The organism is Allotabrizicola aquatica (SeqCode), assembly GCF_965194375.1.
In the GTDB taxonomy this organism is placed as follows: domain Bacteria; phylum Pseudomonadota; class Alphaproteobacteria; order Rhodobacterales; family Rhodobacteraceae; genus Tabrizicola_A; species Tabrizicola_A aquatica.
Genome location: NZ_CBDAEL010000005.1, coordinates 143,778 through 163,702, shown reverse-complemented (window position 1 = coordinate 163,702; position 19,925 = coordinate 143,778). Strand labels below are relative to the sequence as shown.

General features: G+C 62.1%; 21 protein-coding genes. 13 read left to right on the top strand and 8 right to left on the bottom strand.

The window, feature by feature from the left end:
- Positions 1 to 52 precede the first annotated feature (52 nt).
- The 3 genes from AC72UB_RS09200 (at position 53) to xth (ending at position 2,022) form a co-directional block, all read left to right on the top strand.
- A complete protein-coding gene (locus tag AC72UB_RS09200) occupies positions 53 to 379 on the top strand; it encodes a HesB/IscA family protein (RefSeq protein WP_463289205.1) in 327 nt (108 codons plus the stop codon).
- A gap of 84 nt (positions 380 to 463) precedes the next feature.
- On the top strand, positions 464 to 1,183 hold the full coding sequence (locus tag AC72UB_RS09195; protein WP_505189497.1) for a hypothetical protein: 720 nt from the start codon (positions 464 to 466) through the stop codon (positions 1,181 to 1,183).
- A gap of 59 nt (positions 1,184 to 1,242) precedes the next feature.
- Positions 1,243 to 2,022 (top strand): exodeoxyribonuclease III, encoded by a 780-nt coding sequence (xth, locus tag AC72UB_RS09190; protein WP_505189496.1) that lies wholly within the window; start codon positions 1,243 to 1,245, stop codon positions 2,020 to 2,022.
- A gap of 87 nt (positions 2,023 to 2,109) precedes the next feature.
- Here the strand turns inward: xth and AC72UB_RS09185 are convergent, their stop codons facing one another.
- Positions 2,110 to 3,711, bottom strand: coding sequence for an NAD(P)H-hydrate dehydratase (locus AC72UB_RS09185; protein WP_505189495.1), 1,602 nt, complete (start codon positions 3,709 to 3,711; stop codon positions 2,110 to 2,112).
- Positions 3,712 to 3,877: 166 nt separating this feature from the next.
- On the opposite strand from AC72UB_RS09185, the gene AC72UB_RS09180 reads away from it, so the two are divergent.
- Positions 3,878 to 4,216 (top strand): P-II family nitrogen regulator, encoded by a 339-nt coding sequence (locus tag AC72UB_RS09180; protein WP_463289201.1) that lies wholly within the window; start codon positions 3,878 to 3,880, stop codon positions 4,214 to 4,216.
- Positions 4,217 to 4,270: 54 nt separating this feature from the next.
- A complete protein-coding gene (gene glnA / locus AC72UB_RS09175; protein WP_463289200.1) occupies positions 4,271 to 5,680 on the top strand; it encodes a type I glutamate--ammonia ligase in 1,410 nt (469 codons plus the stop codon).
- Positions 5,681 to 5,747: 67 nt separating this feature from the next.
- Here the strand turns inward: glnA and AC72UB_RS09170 are convergent, their stop codons facing one another.
- Positions 5,748 to 6,539: a heme-dependent oxidative N-demethylase family protein gene (locus AC72UB_RS09170; protein ID WP_505189494.1), complete on the bottom strand. Its 792-nt coding sequence runs from the start codon at positions 6,537 to 6,539 to the stop codon at positions 5,748 to 5,750.
- Positions 6,540 to 6,624: 85 nt separating this feature from the next.
- Here AC72UB_RS09170 and dddP point away from each other — a divergent pair, with 85 nt between their 5' ends.
- From dddP to AC72UB_RS09145, 5 genes are all read left to right on the top strand, one after another.
- Positions 6,625 to 7,965 (top strand): dimethylsulfonioproprionate lyase DddP, encoded by a 1,341-nt coding sequence (gene dddP, locus AC72UB_RS09165; protein WP_505189493.1) that lies wholly within the window; start codon positions 6,625 to 6,627, stop codon positions 7,963 to 7,965.
- The gene (locus AC72UB_RS09160) at positions 7,962 to 8,186 is read left to right on the top strand and encodes a putative hemolysin (protein ID WP_505189492.1); all 225 of its coding nucleotides are present in this window, start codon (positions 7,962 to 7,964) and stop codon (positions 8,184 to 8,186) included. Before dddP ends, AC72UB_RS09160 begins: the two co-directional genes overlap by 4 nt.
- Before the next feature lie 406 nt (positions 8,187 to 8,592).
- On the top strand, positions 8,593 to 9,897 hold the full coding sequence (gene purB, locus AC72UB_RS09155; protein ID WP_505189491.1) for an adenylosuccinate lyase: 1,305 nt from the start codon (positions 8,593 to 8,595) through the stop codon (positions 9,895 to 9,897).
- 116 nt (positions 9,898 to 10,013) lie between these two features.
- Complete coding sequence (locus tag AC72UB_RS09150; protein WP_505189490.1) at positions 10,014 to 10,178, top strand: hypothetical protein; 165 nt, start codon at positions 10,014 to 10,016, stop codon at positions 10,176 to 10,178.
- A gap of 76 nt (positions 10,179 to 10,254) precedes the next feature.
- Positions 10,255 to 11,361: a flagellar motor switch protein FliG gene (locus AC72UB_RS09145; RefSeq protein WP_505189489.1), complete on the top strand. Its 1,107-nt coding sequence runs from the start codon at positions 10,255 to 10,257 to the stop codon at positions 11,359 to 11,361.
- Between the two features lie 6 nt (positions 11,362 to 11,367).
- On the opposite strand, the gene speB is transcribed toward AC72UB_RS09145, so the two are convergent.
- The 5 genes from speB to fabD form a co-directional block, all read right to left on the bottom strand.
- A complete protein-coding gene (gene speB, locus AC72UB_RS09140) occupies positions 11,368 to 12,324 on the bottom strand; it encodes an agmatinase (protein ID WP_505189488.1) in 957 nt (318 codons plus the stop codon).
- Positions 12,321 to 13,277: an arginase family protein gene (locus tag AC72UB_RS09135; RefSeq protein ID WP_505189487.1), complete on the bottom strand. Its 957-nt coding sequence runs from the start codon at positions 13,275 to 13,277 to the stop codon at positions 12,321 to 12,323. Before AC72UB_RS09135 ends, speB begins: the two co-directional genes overlap by 4 nt.
- A gap of 124 nt (positions 13,278 to 13,401) precedes the next feature.
- Positions 13,402 to 13,635: an acyl carrier protein gene (locus tag AC72UB_RS09130; RefSeq protein WP_463289191.1), complete on the bottom strand. Its 234-nt coding sequence runs from the start codon at positions 13,633 to 13,635 to the stop codon at positions 13,402 to 13,404.
- Positions 13,636 to 13,764: 129 nt separating this feature from the next.
- Positions 13,765 to 14,502 (bottom strand): 3-oxoacyl-[acyl-carrier-protein] reductase, encoded by a 738-nt coding sequence (gene fabG, locus AC72UB_RS09125; protein ID WP_505189486.1) that lies wholly within the window; start codon positions 14,500 to 14,502, stop codon positions 13,765 to 13,767.
- Between the two features lie 108 nt (positions 14,503 to 14,610).
- Entirely contained in the window at positions 14,611 to 15,543 is a 933-nt protein-coding gene (gene fabD, locus AC72UB_RS09120; RefSeq protein WP_505189485.1) for an ACP S-malonyltransferase, read from the bottom strand.
- Between the two features lie 140 nt (positions 15,544 to 15,683).
- Here fabD and AC72UB_RS09115 point away from each other — a divergent pair, with 140 nt between their 5' ends.
- Positions 15,684 to 16,880, top strand: a complete 1,197-nt coding sequence (locus AC72UB_RS09115; protein ID WP_505189484.1) for a cytochrome b/b6 domain-containing protein — start codon at positions 15,684 to 15,686, stop codon at positions 16,878 to 16,880.
- A 77-nt stretch (positions 16,881 to 16,957) separates the two neighbouring features.
- Here AC72UB_RS09115 and AC72UB_RS09110 read toward each other — a convergent pair whose 3' ends face one another.
- The gene (locus tag AC72UB_RS09110) at positions 16,958 to 17,536 is read right to left on the bottom strand and encodes a YceI family protein (RefSeq protein ID WP_505189483.1); all 579 of its coding nucleotides are present in this window, start codon (positions 17,534 to 17,536) and stop codon (positions 16,958 to 16,960) included.
- A 262-nt stretch (positions 17,537 to 17,798) separates the two neighbouring features.
- Between AC72UB_RS09110 and AC72UB_RS09105 the strand changes: the two genes are divergently transcribed.
- Together AC72UB_RS09105 and AC72UB_RS09100 are read left to right on the top strand one after the other, a co-directional pair.
- Positions 17,799 to 19,478, top strand: coding sequence for a phosphoethanolamine transferase (locus AC72UB_RS09105; protein ID WP_505189482.1), 1,680 nt, complete (start codon positions 17,799 to 17,801; stop codon positions 19,476 to 19,478).
- Positions 19,471 to 19,842, top strand: a complete 372-nt coding sequence (locus tag AC72UB_RS09100; RefSeq protein ID WP_505189481.1) for a diacylglycerol kinase — start codon at positions 19,471 to 19,473, stop codon at positions 19,840 to 19,842. Before AC72UB_RS09105 ends, AC72UB_RS09100 begins: the two co-directional genes overlap by 8 nt.
- Positions 19,843 to 19,925 lie beyond the last annotated feature (83 nt).

Here is a 19,925-nt window from a genome sequence, read left to right as displayed (position 1 = left end):
CTGCTGATCTCACCCTATATTCAAATCACTGGCTTTGAACAGGACAAGACCCATGAACCTGCCCCCCCAAGTGACCGACCGCGCCTATTCTCGTCTTGCCGAGATTGCCGAGATGACCGGTGAGGGCAAAGCGCTGCGTGTTGGCGTCCTTGGCGGGGGATGTTCGGGCTTTTCCTATGACATCCGTCTTGATGAACCCGCTGCGGGCGATTTGATCTTGGAAAAGAACGGTCAAAAGGTGCTGATCGACGAGGTATCCTTGCCGTTCCTGGCCAATGCGGTGGTGGATTTCACCGAAGAATTGATCGGTGCCCGCTTTGTCATCGAAAACCCCAACGCCACCGCTTCCTGCGGCTGCGGGACCAGCTTCTCGATCTAAATCGGGATAACCCCACAAATCCTGTGACTTCCCGCCAAATTGCCCTAACTCTTGCAAGCGCAAGGAAAAGGGGCATGCGAACCGATGACAACGATCTTGATCCTCGGCTCGGCCCCCATGGCGGTTGAGGCGCGCGGTTGGGCGCGCGAACTCTTTGATGCCATTGTCGCCATCAACAACGCCCATGCCATCCGATCCGATTGGGATTATCTCGTCTATCCATGGGATTTTCCTGCCAGCCAGGTGCCGCGCCCAGCCGTAGGCCAAAGGCTGGTCAGCGAGGATGAGTTTGTCTCCGCCCAGAACGCGCAGGGCGGCTTTGTCTATGCCGGTGGCACGATGGCGTTTACCACTGCCTATTGGGCTTTGCAGACGCTCCGGCCGCGCTGCATGGCGTTTTTTGGCTGCGACATGCACTATCCACAAAGCGGGCCCACACATTTCTACGGCACCGGAACCGCCGACCCGCTGCGACCTGACGTGACCTTACGCTCGATCGAGGCAAAATCGGCGCGGTTCATGGTGCTGGCCGCGCGCGCCGGTTGCCGGGTGGTGAATCTGTCGACCGGCCCATCGCGGCTGGTGTTTCCGCGCGCGAGCCGACACAGCCTCGCGGCAACCCCGTTGATCCGCTATGACGAGAGCTTGGCCGAACAGGCCCTGAAGCGCGAGGCTGCGCTTGGCTACCGGGTGCCCTCGGGGCGCTATTGGGAAGAAGCGCATCGCTTTGACCCGACCCAGATCGACGCGCTGGACACGTTGTGGCGCGACGCCGCCGAGCCCGAGGCGGCCTTGCTGAGCTGAGGCTTGCCGCCATCTTGCCGCGCGCCTAGAACGGGTCAAGGCAACCCGGAAGACAAGACATGAAACTTGCGACCTTCAACATCAACGGCATCAAGGCGCGGATCGAGGCCCTGCCCGCTTGGCTGGCCGCCGCCCAACCCGATGTGGTCTGCTTGCAAGAAATCAAGTCGGTGGATGAGGGCTTCCCGCGCGAGATCTTGGAAGCGATGGGCTACCGGGTTGAAACCCATGGTCAGAAAAGCTTCAACGGCGTGGCGATCCTGTCGAAACTGCCGCTTGAGGACGTGACGCGCGGCCTGCCCGGCGATGACGCAGACGAGCAAGCCCGCTGGATCGAAGCCACCGTGCTCGGCCGCCGCCCGATCCGGGTCTGTGGGCTGTATCTGCCCAACGGCAACCCCGCGCCCGGACCGAAATACGACTATAAGCTCGCGTGGATGTCCCGGATGGAAGCACGCGCCAAGGTTCTTCTGGCGCAGGAGGAGCCGACAGTCTTCTGCGGTGACTACAACGTCATCCCGCAAGACGCCGATGCGGCCAAGCCCGAACTTTGGACCGCTGACGCGCTGGCCCTGCCCCAATCGCGCGCGGCCTACCGCCGCCTTCTGGCGCTTGGGCTGACCGACGCCTTCCGCGCCCGCGACGCCAGCCCGGGCCAATACACCTTTTGGGACTATCAAGCCGGCGCTTGGGAGCGCAACAACGGCATCCGCATCGACCATCTCCTCCTTAGCCCGCAGGCGGCCGATCTTTTGCGGGACTGCCAGATCGACAAACAGGTGCGCGCGGGCGACAAGCCCTCAGACCATGTGCCGATCTGGATCAATCTCGACGCCTGATTTCATCTTGGTGACAAATACTCCCCGCGGAGCGTCCGACGCGGGCCGCGGGAGCCTCCGGCGGGAGTATTTCAGGCCAAGATGAAATCACATCCCGAGAGATCGCAAGACTTTTGGCAGTTCCTCGGACAAATCTTCGGCGATCAACCCCGGCCCGAAAGACCGCGCGCAGTCAACATGCAGCCAAGCGCCCGCACAAGCAGCGTCAAAGAGACTGAACCCGCGCGCCAGAAGCCCTGTGATGAAGCCCGCCAAGACATCGCCCGAGCCTGCGGTGGCCAGCCAAGGGGCTGAGCGGTCGTAGACGGCGGCGTTGACGGAACAGCGCCCAGAAGGGTCAGCGATCACCGTAGCAGGACCTTTGAACAGGACCACACAGCCCGCGCGGGCGGCCGCCTCTCGTGTGGCATCAACCTTGGAATAGGCGGGGCCTTTGGTGCCTGCGGCGGCCAGTTTTTCGGCGATGTCGGAGAAGAGCCGGGCGAATTCTCCGGCATGGGGGGTGAGGATGCAGCCCCCGTGAAGCTTGGCAAAGAGGTCCGGGCGCTGCGACAGGATGGTCAGTGCATCGGCATCCAGAACCAAGCGCCTCCCCTCCCCCCCGTGGGGAGGGGCTGGGGGTGGGGGGATATAGCTTGGTACTGAGACCGCAAGGGCCACCGCCAGAAGGCTGGCTTGAGCCGCACCCGTCCCCATCCCCGGCCCGAGGCACAGCGCGTTGATCCGCTTGTCGGCCAGAACCTCAGCCAACCCCTCGCCGCCCTCCACCCCGCGCAGCATGATGGCATCCAGCCGTGCGGCGTTTTCAGCCATGGCACCGGGCGGGCTGGCGACGGTCACCAGCCCCGCCCCAATCCGCAGCGCCCCCCGCGCCGCAAGCCGCGCCGCCCCGGCGCGGCCGTGATCGCCAGACACGATCAGGGCATGGCCGTGAGAGAATTTATGGCCAAGGGTTTTTCCAAGCCCGGATGGAACATCAACCGCGCCTGTGCCTGTTGGTTCGTGCTGTGGTAGGCCAATGTCCGCGATCCGCAGGGTGCCGCACCGTTGTGGCCCGTCCTGCAAAACATGCCCAAGTTTCGCGCGATGGAAGGTCACAGTCAGATTGGCCGATGCCGCCGTTCCAAGGACCTTGCCGCTGTCGGCACAAAGACCGCTTGTGGTGTCCACCGCAACGACCTTTGCATGACCAAACTCTGCGGCTTCTGCGACAAGCTCAAGCGCCCTCGCAGCTTCCCCGTGTACCGGGCGCGACAGGCCCGTTCCAAACACCGCATCAACAAGCAAAAGCGCCCCCGCCGCTGGACACCTGTCTGCGTGCCGGAAATACACATCGGCAAAGGCGCACAGGGAAAAGTCGCGCACATCCCCGATCGCCGACCAACGCGCATAATTCACCCGCGCATCTGCGGGCAGCTTTTCCGCGTTCCCATACAGGAACACTTCGACCTCCCAGCCCCACTCTTTCAAAAGGCGCGCCACAACGAAACCGTCACCGCCATTGTTGCCCGGGCCGCAGAGAACCACAGCGCGGTGTGAGGTGGCGCGCAGCTCGGGCCATTCCGCAAAAGTCGCCTCAACCACGCCCCGCCCGGCGCGTTCCATCAGTTCCAGTCCGGTGACTTCGCCGCTGTCAATCGCCGCCTGTTCAAGGGCCCGCATCTGCCCGGCGGTGAGGAATTCGGTCATTTTTCAGGCACCTTTTCACATTTCGCTCAAAATCTCAGCCATTTGCACAATTTTTAGGCGTTTCCCCGAAAAACCCCCGGCCAATCACCCTGCCCACAGCCTAGCCAATTGTCCCGGCCAAGGGGAAGTGATGAAGAAAGGACAGACCGGAACGAGGGAGAAGGCCATGAAAAAGATCGAAGCGATCATCAAGCCTTTCAAGCTGGACGAAGTGAAAGAAGCGCTGCAAGAGGCCGGTATTCAGGGCCTTTCGGTGACCGAAGTCAAAGGCTTTGGTCGTCAAAAGGGCCATACTGAACTCTATCGCGGCGCCGAATATGTCGTCGACTTTCTGCCCAAGGTGAAGATCGAGGTCGTTCTAACCGACGACATGGTCGACACCGCGATCGAGGCGATCATCGCCGCCGCCCGCACCGACAAGATTGGCGACGGCAAGATTTTTGTCTCGTCCGTTGAACAAGCCATCCGCATCCGCACCGGTGAAACCGGTGATGATGCTGTGTAATCCCGGGCCAAACTCCAAGGCCCAAACTGAAACCCAAACCCGAAAGGCATCATGATGAGCGCAGTTGCGAAGGCTCTCAAACTGATCAAGGACGAGGAGATCGAGTACGTCGATGTCCGCTTCACCGATCCCAAAGGCAAACTTCAGCACGTCACGCTGATCGTCGACATCATCGACCAAGACTTCTTCGAAGAAGGCTTCATGTTCGATGGCTCGTCGATTGCGGGCTGGAAGTCGATCGACCAGTCGGACATGAAGCTGATGCCCGATGCCTCCTCAGTCTATATCGACCCCTTCTATGCCGAAAAGACCCTGTGCATCCATTGCGACGTGGTCGAGCCGGACACCGGCGAGGCCTATGACCGTTGCCCGCGCCAGATTGCAAAGAAGGCCGAAGCCTATCTGCAATCCTCGGGCGTTGGTGATGCGTTCTACTGCGGTCCCGAAGCTGAATTCTTCATCTTCGACGACGTGCGTTATTCTGTAACGCCACGCAAAGTCGCCTATGAGATCGATGCCGAAGCCGCGTCTTGGAACACCGACACCGTGTTCGAAGGCGGCAACTCGGGCCACCGGGCAGCCCACAAGGGCGGCTACTTCCCGGTCAACCCGATCGATGAGGCCCAAGACCTGCGCGGCGAAATGCTGTCGACCATGAAGCGCATGGGCATCAAGGTGGACAAGCATCACCATGAGGTGGCCACCTGCCAGCACGAACTTGGCATGATCTTCGGTGGTCTGGTAGAACAGGCCGACAACATCCAAAAGTACAAGTATGTGATCCACAACGTGGCCCATGCTTACGGCAAGACCGTGACCTTCATGCCCAAGCCCATGAAGGGCGACAACGGCTCGGGGATGCACGTTAACATGTCGATCTGGAAGGGCGGCAAGCCCCTGTTCGCAGGCGACAAGTACGCAGACCTGTCGCAGGAAGCGCTGTGGTTCATCGGCGGCATCATCAAGCATGCGAAAGCCCTGAACGCCATCACCAACCCCGGCACCAACAGCTACAAGCGCCTGATTCCCGGCTTTGAAGCTCCGGTTCTGTTGGCCTATTCGGCCCGCAACCGCTCGGGTGCGGTTCGTATTCCGTGGACCGAATCGCCGAAAGCGAAGCGCGTTGAGGCCCGTTTCCCCGATCCGTCGGCCAACCCCTATCTGGCCTTTGCCGCACTTCTGATGGCGGGCCTTGACGGGATCAAGAACAAGATTGATCCGGGCCCGGCATCGGACAAGGATCTGTATGATCTGCCGCCCGAAGAACTGGCCGAAATCCCGACCGTCTGCGGTTCCTTGCGCGAAGCGCTTGAGTCGCTGGACAAGGACATGGACTTCCTGCTTGCTGGCGGCGTGTTCTCGCGCGAGCAGCTGGAAGCCTATATGGCGCTGAAGTGGGAAGAGGTTTACGCCTACGAACACACGCCGCACCCGGTGGAATACGCGATGTATTACTCCTGCTGATCGGTTCAGATCGGCGAGACGGGCCGCCTTCGGGCGGCCCATTTTCTTTTGGGATCAACCCGCAGGGTTAAAGCCGCGCCTCTTCCAGCCCGGCCAGTTCCTCGGCAGTCAGGCTCGCGATATCCACCACATAGGTATGGATCGCAAAGACCACCGCCCGGGTTTTGGGCAGGCGGATCAGCGTCTGACGCTCAGCCCGCACAAAAGACCCGCCGCGCCGGTCGATCCTTGGGTCCGCCTCGCGCCGGGGTTGGTGCAGGCTGGGGTCGCGGTACACCAAGGAATTCATCCGCCACAAAGGCTGTTCGGGACGGATCGCATCAAAGAGCCGCTGCACCCGGCGGGCAATCTCGGTCTCGTAATCGGGGACCGGGCGGTGAATGCCGATCAGCGGGCGACCAAGCTTTTCCTGCAGCGACCAACTGGCTGGAAAGCACAGGATTGCGCCGGTTAGCACATGCTCCTCCCCCGCCCCGTCCGGCTTTTCCATCAGGCACAGATCTTCCTGCACCAAAAGGCCCAGCGTCCGAAGGGGTGCGACAGGATCCAGCGTCACCGTCACCCCATCCGGGCGGACCACCTCTTGCGGCCGAACTTGGAAGCCTGGCGTCCGGGCCAACCGGGCAAGGATAACAGCATAAAGCTCCTCTGCCGCAGGCCGGGCAGAGCCCAGCATCGCGTGAACCACCTCGGGCTGCCCCGCAATCAGCCGCCCACGCTCGGCCATTTGGCCCGCATAAGCATCATCCACCCGCAACCAGTCATCGCCTTCCACCGGCAAAACGCCGGGCAAACGCGCGGTGCGCGGGTCCATCCAAGGGGCGAAAGGCAGGCGAGATTGCAGGATTGGGGCGGTCATGGCATCGCTTACGACAAGGGGCGTCGCACATGGACTAGCCGGGTGCCCGCGCCAAGGCAAGCATAGGCCAAACTGGGAGCTCATGATGAACGACTTTCACCGCGACCGCCGCAAGATCGACCCCACCCGCGCCGACCGCCTAGGCGATGGCACCCCGAACGACAACAACCGGGTCGAGATCGGCCCGACGCAGCTGGCCTTTCGCGAATGGGAAGCCGCCGGCCTGACCCTGCCCAACCTTGAACGGATGCGGGACTACCGCTGGAAACGCCTGACCCAAGGGTTGATCGACCGCGACTATGGCGGGCTTTTGATGTTTGATCCGCTCAACATCCGCTATGCCACAGACACCACCAACATGCAGCTGTGGAACACCCACAACCCGTTCCGCGCCTGCCTGTTGTGTGCCGATGGCCATATGGTGATGTGGGAGTATAAGAACTCGCCCTTCCTCGTCACCTTCAACCCCTTGGTCAAAGAACTGCGTTCGGGGGCGACGTTCTTTTACAACTCCACCGGCGACAAGGGGCGCGAGGCGGCGGCTGGCTTCGCGGCTCAAGTCGATGAAATCATGCGCGAACACGCCGGATCAAATCGGCGGCTGGCGGTGGACAAGATCATGGTCCACGGGCTGCGCGCTTTAGAAGCCATCGGTTTCACCGTTGAAGAAGGCGAAGAGGTCACCGAGCGCGTCCGCGCGATCAAGGGACCGGATGAGATTCTGGCCATGCGTTGCGCCCACCACGCCTGTGAGAGCAGCATCGCCGAGATGGAACGCGTCACGCGTGAGGGCGTTCCCAAAGGCGGGATGAGCGAGGACGATATCTGGTCGGAACTGCACAAGGCCAATATCAAACGCGGCGGTGAATGGATCGAAACGCGGCTTCTGGCCTCGGGGCCCCGAACCAATCCGTGGTTTCAGGAATGTGGGCCGCGCCTTGTGCAGAACAATGAGATCGTGGCCTTCGACACCGACCTGATCGGCGCCTATGGGTTTTGCATCGACATCTCAAGAACTTGGTGGATCGGCGACCAGCGCCCGACCAATGCCATGGTCTCGGCCTTCCACCACGGGCTTGACCATATCCGCGACCATCAGGCGCGGCTGAAGCCCGGTGTTTCGATCAAGGAACTGGTATTCGGCGGCCATAAACTCGACGACATCTATTGGAAGCAGAAATACTCCTGCAAGATGCACGGGGTCGGGCTCTGCGATGAATGGCCCTATGTCAACTATTTGGACGGCTGGACCGAAGGCGCGTTTGATGCAGTGTTGGAACCCGGGATGACCCTTTGTGTAGAGGCGCTGATCAGCCCCGAAGGCGGGGATTTCTCGATTAAACTGGAAGATCAGGTGTTGATCACGGAAACCGGATGCGAGAACCTGACGAAATATCCGTTTGATGCGCAGTTGATGGGACAGTGAAAGCCAGCCTCGCCCTTCTTGCCCCACTTGTGCTTTTGGCCTGCGTTCAACCTGAGAAAGCCCCTGCTCCGGGCATCGCCAACCCGGCCAGCGTCTATTGCATGAAGCAAGGCGGCACGCTCGAGATGGGCGAAGAAGCCGGCGGAACCGTGGGCTATTGCCGCCTGCCAGATGGCACGGTGATCGAAGAATGGGCCTTTTTTCGAGCGAACAATCCTTGAGCGCACGCCCTGCATCTGTCGTCGCCGGGGGGCTGCCTGCCCCCCACGGCGCGTGCCGCGCCTCCCCCCGAGGATATTTGTCGCCGCATTGAAGGCCTTAGGAGTTTCTTAATCTTACATGGCCAAAATGGTGAGGCGGTACAGGGAGGGATCCCGATGACCGCCCGCGTTGAAGGCGCCGCGTCTCCCCCTCCCCTCTGAGGGATGAGGCGCGGTTGCCCGACCTATGTTTGCCCTTCAATGCGGCGACAAATATCCTCGGGGGGTGAATTGGCGCAGCCAAGAGGGGGGCAGACAGCCCCCCTGCGCCGCCCGACACAGGCACTTGGCCGCACCAGTTCGCCTTGCACGCCCGGCCCATGCGGTCTATGCGGTCCCTGCCCTGTCTTGCCAGCCGAGGTTCCCGATGATCCCCCGCTATTCCCGCCCCGATATGGTTGCCATCTGGGAGCCGCAAACCAAATTCCGCATCTGGTATGAGATCGAAGCGCATGCCTGCGACGCGCAGGCGGCCCTTGGCGTGATCCCCAAGGCCAATGCCGAAGCGGTTTGGAAAGCCCGCGATGTGACCTTTGATGTCGCACGGATTGACGAGATCGAGTCGGTCACCAAGCATGACGTCATCGCCTTTTTGACCCACTTGGCCGAGCATATCGGGTCTGAGGATGCGCGCTTTGTCCATCAAGGCATGACCTCGTCCGACGTTCTGGACACCACGCTCAACATCCAACTGGTGCGCGCGTCAGACCTTCTGCTCAAGGGCATGGACCGCGTCCTCGCCGCGCTGAAATCCCGCGCCTATGAGCATAAGGACACCCTCCGCATCGGCCGCAGCCATGGCATTCATGCCGAGCCCACCACCATGGGCCTGACCTTTGCCCGCTTCTTTGCCGAGATGGACCGCGGCCGCACCCGTCTCATCGCCGCGCGGGAGGAAATTCGCACCGGCGCGATTTCGGGCGCGGTTGGCACCTTTGCCAATATCGATCCGGCGGTCGAAGAGCATGTGTGCCAGATGCTGGGCCTGATCCCCGAGCCGATCAGCACCCAAGTCATCCCGCGCGACCGCCATGCCATGTTCTTTGCAACGCTGGCCGTCATTGCCAGCAGCATCGAAAACATCGCCATTGAAATCCGCCACATGCAGCGCACCGAGGTGTTGGAGGCTGAAGAGTTCTTCTCGCCCGGCCAAAAGGGCAGTTCCGCCATGCCGCACAAGCGCAACCCGGTCCTGAGCGAGAACCTCACCGGGCTGGCACGTCTTGTCCGTATGTCGGTGACGCCCGCCTTGGAAAACGTCGCCCTCTGGCATGAGCGCGATATCAGCCATTCCAGCGTTGAGCGCGCGATTGGCCCGGATACCACGATCACGCTGGATTTCGCGCTGCACCGTCTCGCGGGCCTTGTGGAAAAGCTGGTGATCTATCCCGAGAATTGCCTGAGGAACATGAACAAGTTCAAAGGCCTTGTGATGTCGCAGCGCGTTCTGCTGGCATTGACCCAAGCAGGCGTCAGCCGCGAGGACAGCTATCGGCTGGTGCAGCGCAACGCCATGAAGGTCTGGGAGACGGGCGCGGATTTCAAGACCGAGTTGCTCGCTGATCCCGAGGTGACCGCCGCCCTGTCGCCTGCCGAGATCGAGGAAAAGTTCGACCTTGGCTATCACACCAAACATGTCGACACGATCTTCGCTCGGGTGTTTGGCGCCTGACCGCCGCAGAGGATCTTTGATCGCCAAGAAATCTGTCGTCCGACATGAGATCTCATGCTAGAATTTTGGCCTTGGCCGCAGCGCGGTGCTGCGTCCCATTGGCCGGAGGACATCGCATGAAATCCTTGACGATCCTTGCCGTTCTTCTTGTTTCACAAGCTGCCGTGACTGTCGCGGCGGCATCACCGGGCTGCCAAGGCGACAAGATCAAGATGACCTGCGCCGAGGGCACAACCTGGGATGACGACAACCGCGCCTGCATGCCGAAACCTTCGGCCTAAGGCGGGTCTGCGCAACCTCGTGTTAATGTAGATCTGCCAGTCTGCCCCCATGCTGTGACACTGCAAGGGGGTTTGGATGACAGGCGATCAGATCGCACCGCTCGGCGCGCAGGGCCGTGGCGCAGCTTTGGCGCAACCTTCTGAGCCCGGCGGCGCGCCCGCTGTGCCGCGCCCTGCCCCGCCCCGCCCCCTGACGCCGCGCGAAAAGGCTGCCGTAATCGTGCGGTTTCTTCTGGCCGAAGGTGCGGTTTTGCCTTTGGCCAAGCTGCCCGATCACATGCAGGCCGCCTTGACCGAACAGATCGGCCAGATGCGGCTTGTCGACCGCACCACGCTGGCACAGGTGGTTGAGGACTTCCTGAACGAGTTGGAGCAAGTGGGGCTCGCATTTCCCGGCGGCATCGAAGGGGCCTTGCAGGTGATGGATGGCCATATCTCGGCCAATGCCGCCAGCCGCCTGCGCCGTCTGGCCGGGGCCAGCGCCAAGGCCGACCCTTGGGACAGGTTAACAGCCCTGCCGCTGGATCGGCTCATCCCGGTCTTGGAGGAGGAAAGCATCGAGGTGGCCGCCGTGATGCTGTCCAAGCTGCCCGTTGCCCGCTCGGCTGAGCTTTTGGGCAAGCTGCCGGGCGAAAAGGCGCGGCGGGTTGCCTACGCGGTGTCGCTGACCGGAAATGTCGACCCCGAAACCGTGCGCCGGATTGGGGCCTCGCTGGTGACGCAGCTTGACGCCCAGCCGCCCCGGGCCTTCGACAATGGCCCGGTTGAGCGGGTTGGCGCCATTCTGAACGTCTCGGGTGCGCAAATCCGCGATGAGGTGCTGGCTGGGCTTGAGGCAGAGGATGCCGCCTTTGCCGCCGAGGTAAGGAAGGCGATCTTCACCTTCGTGCATCTGCCCGCCCGCGTGGTGGCCCGCGATGTGCCCAAGATCATCCGCCTTGTGGATCAGCCGGTTCTGATCACGGCGCTGACCGCCGCGCAGGCAAACGGCGAACAGGCCGCCGCGGCTGAGTTTCTTTTGGCCAATATGTCCCAACGCATGGCCCAAACCCTGCGCGAAGACATGGCCGCGCGGGGCAAGGTCAAAGACAAAGAGGGCGAGGCGGCGATGTCCACCGTCATCACCGCCGTCCGCCAGCTTGAGGCCGCGGGCGAATTGGTCCTGAACAGCGAGGAGGAGTGATGCGCCTTAACGCGCCGCCCCCTGGGGCACGCCGGGCAGCACACAGAGCATTTCATACAAGAGATTCGCCCCGATCAGCGCCGTGTTGCCCGACGGGTCATAGGGCGGCGACACCTCAACCAGATCGCCCCCGACAAGGTTCAAACCCGCCGCCCCGCGCACAATCTCCAACCCCTGCCAGATGGTCAGGCCACCCGGCTCCACCGTCCCGGTGCCCGGCGCAAAGGCCGGATCAAGGCTGTCAATGTCATAGCTCAGATAGCACGGCGCATCGCCGATCTTGGCGCGAATCTCGGCCATCATCGGGGTCAGCGACTTGTGCCAGCACGCCTCGGCCTGAACCACCGTCCAGCCGTTCTTGCGGCCCCAGTCGAAATCGTCCGGGGAATAGCCGGTGCCGCGCAGCCCGATCTGGAACACCTTGTCATTTTGCAGGCAGCCATCCTCCCAAGCCCGGCGGAACGGGCAGCCATGGGCGACCTTTTCGCCAAACATGGTGTCATTGATGTCGGCATGGGCATCGACATGGATCAAGGCCACCGGCCCATGCTTTTTCTTCATCGCTCGCAGAATGGGCCAGGTCAGCGTGTGATCGCCGCCAAGCGTCAAGGGAATTGCCCCATCCGCCAAAACGCCGTCGTAATACTCGGTGATGATATCCACGGTCTTTTTCAGATCGAAGGTGTTGATCGGCACATCGCCAATATCGGCCACCTGCAGATGTTCAAAGGGGGCCGCCCCGGTCGCCATGTTATAAGGCCGCAGCATCCGGCTCTCATCCCGGATCTGGCGCGGACCCATCCGCGTGCCCGACCGGTTCGAGGTGCCATGGTCCATCGGAATGCCGATGAAGGCCACATCCAGCCCCTTGGCCCCCACCTGCGTGGGCAGGCGCATCATGGTCGCCGGGCCGCCAAAGCGGGCCATGTCATTGCCACCCAAGGGTTGATTGAACGTGCTCATTCTGCGGCCTCCTGCCGTGCCAAAATTCCAATAGTCCCAGCCAAAAGCTGGGCCGCCACCATAGCGCCCTGCCCGTCGATGTCCCGCTCGGGCATGAACTCCACCATGTCAAAGGCGACAATCCGCGCCTTGGCGGCCACCCCAGCGATCAGTTCGAACACCTGCCAGTACGATAGCCCACCGGCCGTTCGGCCAATCACCGCGGGCATGATGGCCGGGTCCAGCGCATCGACATCCAGACAGATCACCACCCGCGCACCCGGCGCAATGAGCGACAGCGCGCGGTCAATGCCCGCTGCGGCCACCTCACGCGCGGGCACAAAGCTGACCCCCGCCGCCAAGGCCGCCTGATAATCCCCCGGCCGGGCCGAGCCTATGCCGCGTTGGCCCACCTGAATGATTTGCGCCACATGCCCCATCTCAGAGGCGCCCCGCATGGTCGAGGAGAGGCCCCACCGCTCACCGCCCACCTCATCGCGCCAGTCGATATGCGCATCAATCTGCAGAATCGTCAGGGGCCCATGACCCTCCAGCGCCTGCAGCATGGGAATGGGCAGAGAATCATCGCCACCGATCAAAACCGGCACGGCCCCTGCTGCCAGCACCTGCCCAACCGCGCCGCGCAAACGGTCACGGTTGGCCGCCCCATCAGCGGCCGTCATTTCCAGATCGCCCGCATCCACGGCGCGAATCCCCTCGGGCAAGACCGTGCCGCCCAGATCGAAATTCATATGGGCAAGGTTGGCGGCATAGGCCGCGCCACCGGCCCGAATGGCCGCCGGCCCACCTGCGCAATAATGGCCAACCGAGGCATAGGGCGTGCATCCCGGTGCGCCCAGCACCACCACTCGCGCACCGTCCAAATCCTCAAGCGAGACCTGCGGCAGGCCCATGAACCCCGCGACCTCCCCCGCTCCGAACATCGCCCCCAATGTCGCGCTGCCTGTTGCCATGACCCGCCTCCCTTAAGGTCCGATCATGCCCGCCAGCGCGGCCACCGCAAGCCCCCTAAAGCAAATTGCCAAAACGAAAAAGGCACCCCGAAGGGCGCCCGTTCCGTAACCATGTTCGTAAAGATCAGGCGGCCGACGAGATGAACTTCACCGCATCGCCAAAGGTCTGAATGGTCTCAGCCGCGTCATCGGGAATCTCGATGCCGAACTCTTCTTCAAAGGCCATGACCAGCTCGACGTTGTCGAGGCTGTCCGCGCCCAGATCGTCGATGAACGAGGCAGACTCGGTCACCTTCTCGGCGTCAACGCCAAGATGTTCCACCACGATCTTCTTCACGCGATCGGCGATGTCGCTCATGTTAATTCCTCTTTCACATTGCGGGAGGGTTCCCGGCTGTCACATGATCCCGCCGTGTCCGGTGGGGTTGGTCCCGCGCGCCTATAGCAAGGGCAAAGGCGCATGGCAATGATTTCCTGAAACCGCAGTTCAGAGCATATCGCCGCCGCCGTTGATGTCCAGCGTCGCGCCCGTCACATAGCCCGCCTCAACCGAGGCAAGGAACACAACCCCCGCTGCAATCTCTTCAGGCTTACCGATGCGGCCAACCGGAACACCGGCCAGAATCTTCCCCCGCTGCTCGTCGTTCAGCTTGTCGGTCATCGCGGTTTCCACCAATCCCGGCGCCACGCAATTCACCGTGATGCCCCGGCTCGCCACTTCCTGCGCCAAAGACCGGCTCAGACCCGCAACCCCGGCCTTGGCAGCCGAATAGTTCACTTGCCCCGGATTGCCCGCCTGTGCCACCACCGAGGTCACATTGATGATCCGGCCCCAGCGCGCCTTCATCATCGGGCGAATGACCGCCCGACACAGCCGGAAGGTTGAGGTGAGGTTCACCTCAATGACGCTCAGCCAATCGTCATCCGACATCCGCATCGCCAAGGCATCGCGGGTGATCCCAGCGTTGTTCACAAGGATATCGACCGAGCCCATCGCCTCGACCGCCTGTTTCACCAGATCTTCCACCGCAACTGCGTTAGACAGATCACAGGGCAAGACATGCGCCCGGCCACCCAACTCGGCCGCCAGCGCCTGCAAAGGTTCCACCCGCGTTCCCGACAGGCCCACCGTCGCGCCCGCCGCATGAAGCGCACGCGCCACTGCGGCGCCGATACCGCCCGACGCCCCGGTCACAAGGGCGTTCTTTCCGGTCAAGTCAAACATGGCAAACCTCCTGTTTCTTCCGCGCCGCCCTTGGGTCTTGCGCCTTTTGAAATACTCTCGGGGGATCCGGGGGGCGACGCGCCCTCGGGGCCGGCCCCAGACGCAACTTCAGCCCTTGGCAGCCAGCACATCCTCAGGCGTGCCAACGGCACGGGTCACCACCTCGCCGGTGCAAATGCGCTTGATCATGCCCGACAATGCCTTGCCAGCACCAATCTCCCAAAACTCGGTGACACCCGCGCCTTCCATCCACATGACACTCTCGCGCCAGCGCACCGATCCGGTGACCTGTGCCACCAAAAGCGCGCGGATGCGGTCAGGTTCGGTCACTGCCTCGGCCCGCACATTGACCACCACCGGCACTTTGGGGGCGGCAATCGCGACACCGGCCAATGCCTCTGCCATAACGGCGGCGGCAGGCTGCATCAGCGCGCAATGGAAGGGTGCCGAGACCGGCAACAGCATCGCCCGCTTGGCGCCGCGCGCCTTGGCGATCTCAACCGCGCGCTCCACCGCGGCCTTGTGGCCCGAGACGACCACTTGGGCAGGATCATTGTCATTGGCGGCTTGGCAAACCTCGCCTTGGGCGGCCTCGGCCGCGACCTCCATCGCCGCTTCAAACCCCATACCCAAGAGCACCGCCATGGCACCGACGCCCACCGGCACGGCCTCTTGCATGGCCCGCCCGCGCACGCGCAACAGCCGCGCGGTGTCCGACAGATCCAGAGCGCCCGCCGCGCAAAGTGCCGAGTATTCTCCAAGGCTGTGGCCCGCCACGAACTGCGCCCGATCCAGCCCCATCCCTTCGGACTCCAGCGCACGAAGGGCGGCGATCGAGGTCGCCATCAGCGCGGGTTGGGCATTCTGCGTCAGGGTCAACTCGGCAATATCGCCTTCCCAGATGAGGGCTGACAGCTTTTCGCCCAAAGCAGCGTCCACCTCGTCGAACACCGCTTTGGCAGCCGGATAGGCTTCGGCCAAGGCGCGGCCCATGCCGATGGTCTGGGCACCCTGCCCCGGAAACACGAATGCACGGCTCATCGCCATCCTCCCTTGATCTGCCTTTCGATTACCCCGACCGGGGCGCGGGCGCAATCATCTGCACAGCCGATGTGCGAAGAGGCGAGATGGCGTGTGCGGCAGGGACTGCTAAGCTTGCCCCCAAGACAGCCGGAGCCTGCATGATGCCCATCCGAAATACTCAGACCAGCTTTGGCACCGTGACGCGGTCCTTCCACTGGTTGACGGCCTTGGTGATCCTGACCGCCATGCCTCTTGGCCTGATCGCCAATGACCTGTCGAGCGGACCAGAGAGCATCGCGCTCAAGGCACAGCTTTTCTCACTGCATAAGACGATAGGCGTCGTCGCGTTCTTCCTTGGCATCGCGCGCATCCTCTGGGCCTTTGGCCAAACCCGCCCGGTACCGTTGCACCCTGACCGGCGGCTTGAGACCCTTCTTGCCGAGGCGGTCCATTGGCTGTTGTACCTGTCTTTGGTGATCGTGCCCTTGTCAGGCTGGATCCATCACGCCGCCGTCGACGGCTTTGCATCTATTCTGTGGCCCTTTGGTCAGGGCCTGCCCTTCGTGCCAAAATCTGAACCCGTAGCGAGCCTCGCCGGTATGGCGCACAGGCTGTTCACCAAGGTTTTGGCCGCCGCGATCCTTTTGCATGTGTTGGGCGCAGTGAAACATCATCTGATCGACCGCGATGCCACCCTGCGGCGCATGGCGCGCGGGGTGTCGGCCCCGGCGGTCGCCGCACCACACCGCGCCCGGCTTGGTCCGCTGGTGCTGGCACTGGGCATCTACGGCGCGGGGGCGGCGGTTGCGGTTACCTTGACCGCACCCCCGACGCCCGCGACATCGACCGCCCTGCAAACCCAGGGTGCAAATTCCGGAAACTGGCAGGTGCAGACGGGCAGCCTTGGCTTCCGCGTCACCCAGATGGGCGCGCCGGTTGAGGGCAGCTTTGCGGGCTGGACGGCCGAGATCACCTTTGATGACAGCATCATCGATGGCCCGGCGGGCCGCGTCGAGGTCGTGGTGGATCTGGCATCGGTCAACCTTGGCTCGGTTACCGAACAGGTCAAAGGCGCTGAGTTCTTCGACGTCGCCACCCACCCTACCGCACGCTTCAGCGCCGATCTGATCGCAGGCCCCTCCGGCACTGTTGCCACGGGCAGGCTGCAACTGCGCGGTGCCGAACAGCCAGTCACCCTGCCCTTTACGTTGCAGATCACCGGCGACAAAGCTGAGATGACCGGCCGCCTGACGCTTGACCGGCGCGACTTCGGCATTGGTGCGGGCTACAGCGATGAGGCAACGGTGGGCTTTGCCGTTGAGATCATCATAACGCTGACTGCCACACGCACCTAAGGCACGCGCCCAAAGGAAAAGGCCGCGCAGGGCAATCCCACGCGGCCTTTCCTATTGGTCCTGCGTCCGGACCCAGATTATTCTGCGGCTTTTTGCGCCTCGATCGAGATTTGCACCTGCACCTCGTCCGACACATAGGGCGCGAACTGGCCAAGGTTATAGTCCGACCGGATCAAAGTGGTCGTTGCCGAAAAGCCCGCCCAAGGCGCCTTTGCCATCGGATGCTCGCCGACCTGGTTCATCACCGCGTCCAGCACGACTGCCTTGGTCACACCGTTCAGCGACAGATCGCCCGTGATCTTGGCGGTCTTTTCGCCGGTCACTTCAATGGCGGTCGAGGTGAAGGTCACCATCTCATCATCCGCTGCGTCAAAGAAATCGGCGCTCATGAAATGGTCAAACCGCTCTTGCCAGCCGGTCAGCATGGTCTTGACCGGAAACGACACGGTGACCGACGAGGCCGCAGGATCGGCCTGATCGAACAAGATCTCGCCATTAAAGCCCGAGAACATGCCGTAGCTCGTGGAAAAGCCCAGGTGGTTATAGCTGAACACGATCTGGCTGTGGCTGGCGTCTAGCGTGTATTTTTCAGCCTCGGCAAAGGCGGGGGCGGTGAGAAGGGTGGCAATCAGGGCCAAAGGGGCAAAACGGGCCATGGAAACTCCTGCGTGAACGTCGCCGGATCATCCCGGCATGTGGGCTTCATGCCCGTGACGGTTGCGCCGCTCAATTCACCGCTTTCAAACAGGCCCTGCGCATCGGCGCACAGTCACAACGCCCTACAGCGCCGCGCTGCGCGTCTAAGCGCAGATGGTCCGCCGCCCAAGTAAGCGTATGCTTACAAAATAAGGATTGCGTGCGCGTGTATGCCAGTGCATGTGGCTGCTGAACAACGTGATCTCAGGTCCAACTGTCCAAATGCCCCCCTCACCCACCGATACCGAGACGGCCCGCCAAACGGGCGGCAGCCGTTTGGCCGCCTTAGCACACAAACGCCCGCTGCTGTCGCAGCTTACGCTGACGCTTTTGGTCTCGGCCTTCTTGCTGGCGACGGCCAATGCCGCGTTCTTTGCCCGCGTCTCAACGCATCTTGCTGCAAGCCCCGCGCTAATTCCTTTGGCAGGGGTGATGGCCTTTGCCTCGATCCTTTTCTGCATCGCGGTCTTTACCCTGCCCTGGCTTGTGCGGCCTGTGCTTGCCCTATCGCTGGTGCTGGGGGCTGTGGCCTCGCACTTTCAAGACCGACTGGGCGTCGTGATTGACCGCGACATGCTGCAAAACGCACTGAACACCACGGGCAATGAATCCCGCCATCTGTTCACGACGGATTTTGTGCTGCATTTGGTGATGTTCGGCTTGGTGCCAGCAGGCTTGGTGCTTTGGGTCAAGATCAAGCCCATGCGCTGGTGGGTGCGTCTTCTGCACTATCCGCTGACGATCGCCCTTGCCTTGGCCGTGTTCTTCGGCGCGCTGATGGTTGACAGCCGCACCTTCGCCTCGATGTTTCGCGAACGGCGCGACATTTCTTCGGCGGTCATTCCGACGACGCCCATCGTGGGTGCCGTGCGTCTTGCCAAGCTTAAACTCATCACCAACCGGCTGGTGGCCGCCCCGATCGGCGAGGATGCGGTCAAGGGACCGCGCATCGCGGCGGCAGGCAAGCCCGTGCTGACGCTGATCGTGGTGGGTGAGACCTCGCGCGCGGCGAATTGGAGCCTTGGCACCTATGACCGCCCGACCAACCCCGAGCTGGCGCAGCGCGACATTGTCTATCTCGACAAAGTCCGCAGTTGTGGCACCTCGACCGCCGTGTCCATGCCCTGCATGTTCGCCCATTACGGGATAGAAAACCATTCAGAGACCGCAGCAAGATCGAACCAGAACCTTTTGGATATCTTTGTAAAAACTGGCTTTGACGTGAAATGGTACGACAACAACACCGGCAGCCTTGGGATCGCCGCACGGGTGCCGGAAACCCGCTTTATCGCCACCGATGACCCAACGGCTTGCGCCAGCGGTGAATGCACGGATGCCGTGTTTTTGCCCACGCTTGACAAGGCCTTGGCCGAGATCACCAAAGACACGGTCATCGTTTATCACCAAATCGGCAGCCACGGCCCGGCCTACTACCTGCGCTATCCCGAAGACTTTCGCCCCTTCCCCGACGATTGCCGCAGCGCTGATTTTGGCAAGTGCACGCCTGAACAGATCGTCAACGCCTATGACAACACCGTTGCCTATACGGACCAGTTCCTTGCCACTTTGATCGACCGGCTTGCAGCACAGGACCGTTTGGCGGCATCGATGCTCTTTGTCTCGGACCACGGGGAATCCTTGGGTGAAAACGGGCTTTACCTGCACGCCGCGCCCTATTTCATGGCCCCTGATCTGCAAACCCAAGTGCCAATGGTGCTGTGGACCTCGCCCAGCTACCGTGCGGCGATGGGTTTGGATCAAGACTGCGTAAAGGCGCGCGCGGCCAGCCTTGCAGGCCAAGTCACGCATGACAGTTTTTTCCATACGCTCTTGGGCCTTGCGGATGTGACCACCGGCCTCCACAATCCAGACCTTGATCTGACGACAGGTTGTCATGGCTAACCCGCAAAAACCGGCCCGCAAAACTGGTGTCGCGCATTTCTTCGCCGCGGCCGGCTATTCCGCAGGCGGATTGCGGCGGCTTTGGCAGGAATCCGCCTTTCGGCAGGAAATGCTGGGGCTTGTTGCGGTGCCGGCTGTGCTGTGGATCTTTGAGGCGACCACAGTGCATTATCTTGTCTTTGCCGGCCTGGCGCTGCTTGTCGTCGCGCTTGAAGCGCTGAACACCGCGCTTGAATGCCTTGTGGATCATTTGACCAGCGATTGGGCCGAATTTGCCCGTGACGCCAAGGACCTTGGCTCGCTTGCCGTTCTATGTGGGCTTTTGTGCCATCTTTTGCTCATCGGCCATGCCATTCTCACCTAAAGCGGCACAGCGAAATCCTGCCAGACAAGGCTTGCGGCGGGCCGGGATATCTGTATAAGGCCCCATCTTTCCGCAATTCCACC

What these genes read in the sequence shown, in the direction of transcription:
- AC72UB_RS09100 (WP_505189481.1), top strand. Translation starts at nt 19,471, where the DNA reads ATGGCTAACCCGCAAAAACCGGCCCGCAAAACTGGTGTCGCGCATTTC.
- fabD (WP_505189485.1), bottom strand. Translation starts at nt 15,543, where the DNA reads ATGAGCCGTGCATTCGTGTTTCCGGGGCAGGGTGCCCAGACCATCGGC.
- AC72UB_RS09135 (WP_505189487.1), bottom strand. Translation starts at nt 13,277, where the DNA reads ATGGCAACAGGCAGCGCGACATTGGGGGCGATGTTCGGAGCGGGGGAG.
- AC72UB_RS09180 (WP_463289201.1), top strand. Translation starts at nt 3,878, where the DNA reads ATGAAAAAGATCGAAGCGATCATCAAGCCTTTCAAGCTGGACGAAGTG.
- dddP (WP_505189493.1), top strand. Translation starts at nt 6,625, where the DNA reads ATGAACGACTTTCACCGCGACCGCCGCAAGATCGACCCCACCCGCGCC.
- AC72UB_RS09105 (WP_505189482.1), top strand. Translation starts at nt 17,799, where the DNA reads ATGCCCCCCTCACCCACCGATACCGAGACGGCCCGCCAAACGGGCGGC.
- AC72UB_RS09195 (WP_505189497.1), top strand. Translation starts at nt 464, where the DNA reads ATGACAACGATCTTGATCCTCGGCTCGGCCCCCATGGCGGTTGAGGCG.
- speB (WP_505189488.1), bottom strand. Translation starts at nt 12,324, where the DNA reads ATGAGCACGTTCAATCAACCCTTGGGTGGCAATGACATGGCCCGCTTT.
- fabG (WP_505189486.1), bottom strand. Translation starts at nt 14,502, where the DNA reads ATGTTTGACTTGACCGGAAAGAACGCCCTTGTGACCGGGGCGTCGGGC.
- AC72UB_RS09170 (WP_505189494.1), bottom strand. Translation starts at nt 6,539, where the DNA reads ATGACCGCCCCAATCCTGCAATCTCGCCTGCCTTTCGCCCCTTGGATG.
- purB (WP_505189491.1), top strand. Translation starts at nt 8,593, where the DNA reads ATGATCCCCCGCTATTCCCGCCCCGATATGGTTGCCATCTGGGAGCCG.
- AC72UB_RS09150 (WP_505189490.1), top strand. Translation starts at nt 10,014, where the DNA reads ATGAAATCCTTGACGATCCTTGCCGTTCTTCTTGTTTCACAAGCTGCC.
- AC72UB_RS09185 (WP_505189495.1), bottom strand. Translation starts at nt 3,711, where the DNA reads ATGACCGAATTCCTCACCGCCGGGCAGATGCGGGCCCTTGAACAGGCG.
- AC72UB_RS09145 (WP_505189489.1), top strand. Translation starts at nt 10,255, where the DNA reads ATGACAGGCGATCAGATCGCACCGCTCGGCGCGCAGGGCCGTGGCGCA.
- AC72UB_RS09115 (WP_505189484.1), top strand. Translation starts at nt 15,684, where the DNA reads ATGATGCCCATCCGAAATACTCAGACCAGCTTTGGCACCGTGACGCGG.
- AC72UB_RS09110 (WP_505189483.1), bottom strand. Translation starts at nt 17,536, where the DNA reads ATGGCCCGTTTTGCCCCTTTGGCCCTGATTGCCACCCTTCTCACCGCC.
- AC72UB_RS09200 (WP_463289205.1), top strand. Translation starts at nt 53, where the DNA reads ATGAACCTGCCCCCCCAAGTGACCGACCGCGCCTATTCTCGTCTTGCC.
- xth (WP_505189496.1), top strand. Translation starts at nt 1,243, where the DNA reads ATGAAACTTGCGACCTTCAACATCAACGGCATCAAGGCGCGGATCGAG.
- glnA (WP_463289200.1), top strand. Translation starts at nt 4,271, where the DNA reads ATGAGCGCAGTTGCGAAGGCTCTCAAACTGATCAAGGACGAGGAGATC.
- AC72UB_RS09130 (WP_463289191.1), bottom strand. Translation starts at nt 13,635, where the DNA reads ATGAGCGACATCGCCGATCGCGTGAAGAAGATCGTGGTGGAACATCTT.